The organism is Mucilaginibacter sp. (assembly GCF_036383575.1).
In the GTDB taxonomy this organism is placed as follows: Bacteria; Bacteroidota; Bacteroidia; order Sphingobacteriales; family Sphingobacteriaceae; genus Mucilaginibacter.
Genome location: NZ_DASVOB010000515.1, coordinates 1 through 5,644 on the forward strand (window position 1 = coordinate 1; position 5,644 = coordinate 5,644).

6 protein-coding genes and 1 riboswitch are annotated in these 5,644 nt (G+C 43.2%); of the genes, 3 read left to right on the forward strand and 3 right to left on the reverse strand.

What is annotated here, in order from left to right; all coding sequences use genetic code 11:
* The coding region (locus VF500_RS18155) for an SGNH/GDSL hydrolase family protein (RefSeq protein ID WP_330861034.1) at nt 1–593 on the forward strand (593 nt) is incomplete at its 5' end.
* Nucleotides 594–744: 151 nt separating this feature from the next.
* Here VF500_RS18155 and VF500_RS18160 read toward each other — a convergent pair.
* Nucleotides 745–1,713 carry a glycoside hydrolase family 5 protein gene (locus VF500_RS18160; protein WP_330861035.1) on the reverse strand — a complete coding sequence of 323 codons (969 nt, stop codon included), beginning with the start codon at nt 1,711–1,713 and terminating at the stop codon, nt 745–747.
* A 305-nt stretch (nt 1,714–2,018) separates the two neighbouring features.
* Between VF500_RS18160 and VF500_RS18165 the strand changes: the two genes are divergently transcribed.
* Nucleotides 2,019–2,522 carry a hypothetical protein gene (locus VF500_RS18165; protein ID WP_330861036.1) on the forward strand — a complete coding sequence of 168 codons (504 nt, stop codon included), beginning with the start codon at nt 2,019–2,021 and terminating at the stop codon, nt 2,520–2,522.
* Here the strand turns inward: VF500_RS18165 and VF500_RS18170 are convergent.
* Both VF500_RS18170 and VF500_RS18175 read right to left on the reverse strand, forming a co-directional pair.
* Nucleotides 2,514–3,449, reverse strand: a complete 936-nt coding sequence (locus VF500_RS18170; protein WP_330861037.1) for a DUF72 domain-containing protein — start codon at nt 3,447–3,449, stop codon at nt 2,514–2,516. The two genes, VF500_RS18165 and VF500_RS18170, sit on opposite strands and share 9 nt — an antisense overlap.
* 189 nt (nt 3,450–3,638) lie before the next feature.
* The gene (locus tag VF500_RS18175; protein ID WP_330861038.1) at nt 3,639–4,400 is read right to left on the reverse strand and encodes an SDR family NAD(P)-dependent oxidoreductase; all 762 of its coding nucleotides are present in this window, start codon (nt 4,398–4,400) and stop codon (nt 3,639–3,641) included.
* A 229-nt stretch (nt 4,401–4,629) separates the two neighbouring features.
* Nucleotides 4,630–4,744, forward strand: a riboswitch (SAM riboswitch).
* Between the two features lie 302 nt (nt 4,745–5,046).
* Between VF500_RS18175 and VF500_RS18180 the strand changes: the two genes are divergently transcribed.
* Nucleotides 5,047–5,448 (forward strand): transmembrane 220 family protein, encoded by a 402-nt coding sequence (locus VF500_RS18180; RefSeq protein WP_330861040.1) that lies wholly within the window; start codon nt 5,047–5,049, stop codon nt 5,446–5,448.
* Nucleotides 5,449–5,644: the final 196 nt, after the last annotated feature.

The following is a 5,644-nucleotide window of genomic DNA, read 5'->3' on the forward strand; positions in this document are numbered from 1 at the left end:
CTGATAACGATAAAATAAAAGCATCGGCCCCGAACCCTAAGAGTGTAGTTTACATGGGCGATTCCATTACCGACTTCTGGCTTAACAGGGATTCAACGTTTTGGAGCGGTAAGCCATATTACGACCGCGGTATCAGCGGGCAAACCACTACCCAAATGCTGGTACGTTTCCGCGAAGATGTAATCGATCTGAAACCGGGTGCAGTAGTGATCCTGGCTGGGGTTAATGATATTGCTCAAAATAATGGCCCTATAGCTATTGAAGATATCTTTGGTAATATTCAATCAATGGCCTTGCTGGCTAAAGCTGCCAATATTAAAGTGGTGCTGTGTTCTGTATTGCCTGCTTACGCTTTCCCATGGCGTCCCGGTATGGAGCCTGCCCAGAAAGTGATCCAGCTTAATGCCATGATCAAAGCTTTTGCCGATGCCAATAAAATGGTTTATGTAGATTACCACAGCGCCATGGCCGACGGGCGCAAAGGTCTGCCGAAAAACCTTGCCGCCGATGGTGTACACCCAACTGTTGAAGGCTACAGGATTATGGGGCCGTTGGTGGAAAAGGGGATTGCAGAGGCGTTGAAGAAGAAGTAAAAAAAACATGTCATTGCGAGCGAAGCGTGGCAATCTCGTAGCCAATGCATGGCCGCCCTGTATAGCTACGAGATTGCCAAGTCGCCCAGATGCTTTTGCCCATACCGCTCCTCGCAATGACATATTTTATAACCTACTCAATCAAGCCCTTCTATTTATTCACCCCCCTCAACACATTCCTGATAAAGATCCCTGCAGGGGTTAGGTTAGCCTCTGTCCAGCCGCCATATATGGGTGCGTTGTGCTGCAGCAGGGCGGTGGTTTCGTGTTTATCGGTGATATTCCAGTTAGTCCAGCTTAGTTTATTGTCTTCCATCCATTTGAGCCATGTCTGGGTCTTTTGCAGGTTAAATTCACCGTTGCCGTTAGCTTCGCCTACCCCCCATTCGGTAATGATCAGTGGTAATTTTAATGCGATTGCTTTATCGGCTTTTGCCCGTAATGCCTCCTGATGGTATGGATCGCTGGCATAAAAGTGGAAAGAATAGGCTATGTTACTATAGTCCTTAATCGGGTCGACAGCAGCAATGTCAACGTCCTGGTCCCAGTGAGGGCTGCCAACTACAATGATGTTATCTTTATCATATTTGCGGATCACAGGGATGATCTGCAAGGCATAATCTTTAACTGTTTTCCAATCAGCTTTTTCTGGCTCATTCCAAATTTCGTAGATCACGTTAGGAACACCGGCATACTTTTTGGCCATCTGCCTGAAAAACTCTTTCGACTCATTCACATGCTGATTTGAATGATGATCGTGCCAGTCTATCAATACATAGACCCCGCTCCTGATAGCCTGATCAACCACATTAATAATCAGTTCCTTTTGCTCCTCGGGTTGTTGCAGGTAACCGCTATCGGGCTGCACCCCCATTGAAGCGCGAATGATTGATGCTTTAAAATCATTTGCCAGCCAGCTTACTACACCCGAATTGTAATATTTACGCCCCTGCCAAAGCGACCATGAAAGGCTGATCCCCCTCAACTGCGGGGCAGCACCATGCTCGTTCAGCAATTTACCGTCTTCTACTCTTAACTTTCCGTTTTGGGCAACAGGTGTTTGGGCTGATATAGGGTAGCTGAACACAACTGATAATAAAAGCGCTATAAAGATTTTCATCTGCATTTAAATTAAAAGGAAAGTAATTTATAGCCACCCTGCCGCTTTTATAGCAACATGTAAAAATTTGATTAGATAATGGTAAAAACGGCCAAAGTTTACCGGCTGTTGTCATTCAGGTAATGCGGTTAATCTACATTCGCGCATCGTTGTTTCCCATGAAAAAGTAAAACAAATACCTTCTTTTAAAAATGTTGACGTTTTTAATTTAGTAAATCGCATATTGGGACTTAAATACAATGGCAACGTTGATAGCACTGATCAGCTTGCCGATGACATCCTCAGAAAAAATTAAAAACATCTCCATGAAAAAAGTATTCAGACTCCTGCTCATCATATTGTCTCCGTTGGCATTACATGCCCAAAACCCGTCTTTAGTAAAACAACAGGCAACGCTAATGGCCCAAAGCATGACCAAAGGAGATTATAAGGGCATTGTTGATTATACCTATCCTAAAGCGGTGCAAATGGCCGGTGGTAAAGAGAAAATGACTGTTATGATTGGTACTGCTATGCAGCAAATGAAAGCCGCGGGTATCAGCTTTGAAAACATTACCGTAGGTACCCCGGGCAAATTTTATAAAGCCGGAAAAGAAATTCATTGCCTGCTGCCAGAAACCATCATCATGACAAGTGCTAAAGGCCGTATGGCAATGCACAGCAACCTGTTGGCAGTTAGCGGCGATGGCGGCAAGAGCTGGTCGTTCCTGGATATGAACAACTCGACTGCGGACAAGGTGAAACAACTGATCCCGAACTTTAACCCTGCTTTAAAGATTCCACCAGCTACAACCGAGCCTTTACAATAACAGTGAGGTTTGGGCTGTCGGTTTATCGTCCCTTTGAATAAACTTGGGACGCATTAATTGCGTGCCTAATGCCTTGTTTAGCTTTTCAACAACATAATCGGCCAGTTCGGGCGAGTAGCGTTCATCATGCTGGTGCATAAAAAACCATACCGATTTTAGGCCCTGATCCTTCCAGTTTTTGATCCGTTCAACCCATTCATCAACGCGGGCATAATCTGTTGGGTGCAGGCTGTTGCCTACAAAGCGGATAAAAGCGTGCGGCGTAGGTAAGGCCATATGTACCACATCACGGCGACCGCTGGCATCAGTTATGATAGAGCCAATATTTAAATCGCGGAAGAGGTTAAATACCCTCTCGCGGTTTTCGGCAACGGCATACCAATCTTTATGACGCAATTCCACAAATACCGGGATATCTTTTGGCAATTGTTCAAGATATGCTTTAAGCTCCGGGAAACTCTTTGGTGTGTAATTATCGCTTAACTGCAAAAACAGCGGACCAAGCTTATCGCCAAACGCTAAAATCCCCTCGTAATAGGTAGTAGTAATATCCTCAGCATTCTTCAACCGGCGAATATGGCTGATACTTTGCGAAAATTTAGGGCAAAATTTAAAACCAGGATTGCTATCGGCTTTGGCTCCCCATTTGGCAATGGTATCGGGGCCGTAAACCTGGTAAAAGGTAGCATTAAGCTCTATGCAATCAAAATGTTTTACGTATTCATCTAAAAAATTAGCATCCTTGGTTTTTGGCGGATAGATCTTGCCAACCCACTCCTTACGGCCCCATTTGGCGCAGCCAACATGTACCTGCAAAGGTATATCGTTTTTAGCAGCGGCAAGCGTATCAACAGTTATCTGCGGATCGGCCGGCAGGGTAAAATCAACCCTCGATAATTCTTCGTCCGTTACTCTACCAAATTCCATAATGCTTTTTTGTGCGAAAGATAGTGATTTGGTTGATTAGGTGAGCAGTTGATTGGGAGAATGGTTGGAGAGTGGTTGGAAAATGGTTGATTAAGAGAATGGTTGATTAGGTGAGTGGTTAATGTCGCTATCTGGGACTCACCAAAAAAGTAACCATTCACCTAATCAACCCAATCAACTACTCTTCACTTATAGAAACATCCCACCGGAAGCTTCAATGCGCTGGGCATTGATCCAACGGGCATCTTCAGTGCAAAGAAATGCTACTACGCCGCCTATATCGTCAGGCTGCCCTACCCTGCCCAGTGCTGTAGATTGCGACATCCTTTCTTCTAAACCCGGATGCGAATCGAATGCAGCTTTAGTAAAATCAGTTTGAATAATACCGGGGGCCACAACGTTTGCGGCTATGCCACGGCTGCCCAATTCTTTTGCCAAATATTTGGTGAATACTTCAATCGCTCCCTTCATCGAGGCATAGGCAGCGTATCCCGGAGTAGAGAAACGGGCCAGCCCGGTCGAAAAATTAATGATGCGGCCGCCATCGGCAATTACAGGTAAACTTTTCTGGGTTAAAAAGTAAACTCCTTTAAAATGAACGTTGAACAGGTTATCAAAATCCTCCTCAGTAGTTTTTGCAAATGTCGATGCGGCATCAATACCTGCGTTATTGATCAGGAAATCAAAAGTTTCACGTCCCCATTTCTCATGCAATGTTGCTTTTAGCTCCGTAATAAAAGCATCAAAGGTGGATACAATACCCGTATCCAGCTGCAAAGCAGCAGACTTTTGCCCTGCCGATTCAATTTCTGCCACAACGGCTTCTGCTTCTTCTTTTTTACTACGGTAAGTAACTATTACGTCAATCCCTTTTTTAGCAAGGTGCAAGGCGGCGTTTTTACCTAATCCACGGCTGCCGCCGGTTATAAGTGCTATTTTATTTGTTCCCATTGTGTTGTTTTTTAATACTTTAACAATGCAAAGGTGCAATAGTTCGGCGCTAAAATTATGGTGACTACTTCAGATTAAATGGTGATCATTTCAGTTTTTTAGCCTTGATCCATCACCGAAGAAAATAGTGATCTGAAGAAAAAATAAAAAATTCTACTTAAACTATAGGAATTATATATTTTGTTTTTATATTTGCACTGTCAACAACGACAAAACGTTCTTTTAATTTAACTTATCAAGAAAGACTGAGGGAAAGGCCCAAAGACGTCTTAGCAACCTGTACATCCGCATAATGTAAAAGGTGCTAATTCCTGCTCCTGTGCAAAACGGGAGAGAGATAATTATATCTACACCCCACAACCGATCTGATTAAGTGATTTTTTATAGTTTTCAAGTCGCGTGACCGAGAGGATAGGTGGGGGTCCGCAATACCCTAAACGGCAGTTCGAATCTGCCCGCGACATCAAATTTCCTCAAATAGTTTTTCATCCTGTATTTTCTGAGCCTGCTTTTTGCTGCAATCAAGCCGCACAAAAACTATTTTTCGCACTTTAAAAAGTGCAAACTAAATCCCTATATTTAGCACTGCTTAACCTGCATTTAAGCAAGATAAACCGGTGTAAATTATTGCAATTGCTTTTTACTTATGAAGATCTTCAACATTGTATGGGTTGTACTTTTTATCATTTTTGCGGGTTTACAATATAACGACCCCGACCCTTACCTTTGGATGCCTATTTACCTGTATTGTGCATGGTTTTGCTACCTGGCAGCTAAAAAAGAGTTTTATCCTCTTGGTTATGCAGTTGGCATTATCACTTTTACAGGCTACGCAATTTATAAGATATTTGATAATAACGGCCTTATCGACTGGTTTGAATATCACCATGCTGAAAGCCTTGTACAAACCATGAAAGCCGAAAAGCCCTGGGTTGAAGAAGTACGTGAATTTTTCGGGTTACTGATCTGTGTGGGGGTTCTGGCTGCTAACTGGGTTTATGGAGCAAAACAGCGTAAAAAGGTGCCGGTAAAAAAGGGAAAGCGGTAAAGCGATATAAGGGTTTATTACACAATAACATCAAATAAAGGAATCGTCATTGCGAGAAACGAAGCAATCACCGATTTACAGAGTCGCACTGCATGGTGTACGATTACTTTGTACGTTATAATGACGAAATCCTAAGTGATTGACTATTAAGTACATTTTCGGTCAATTTATAAATATGGGCGTTCCCGTTAGCCAA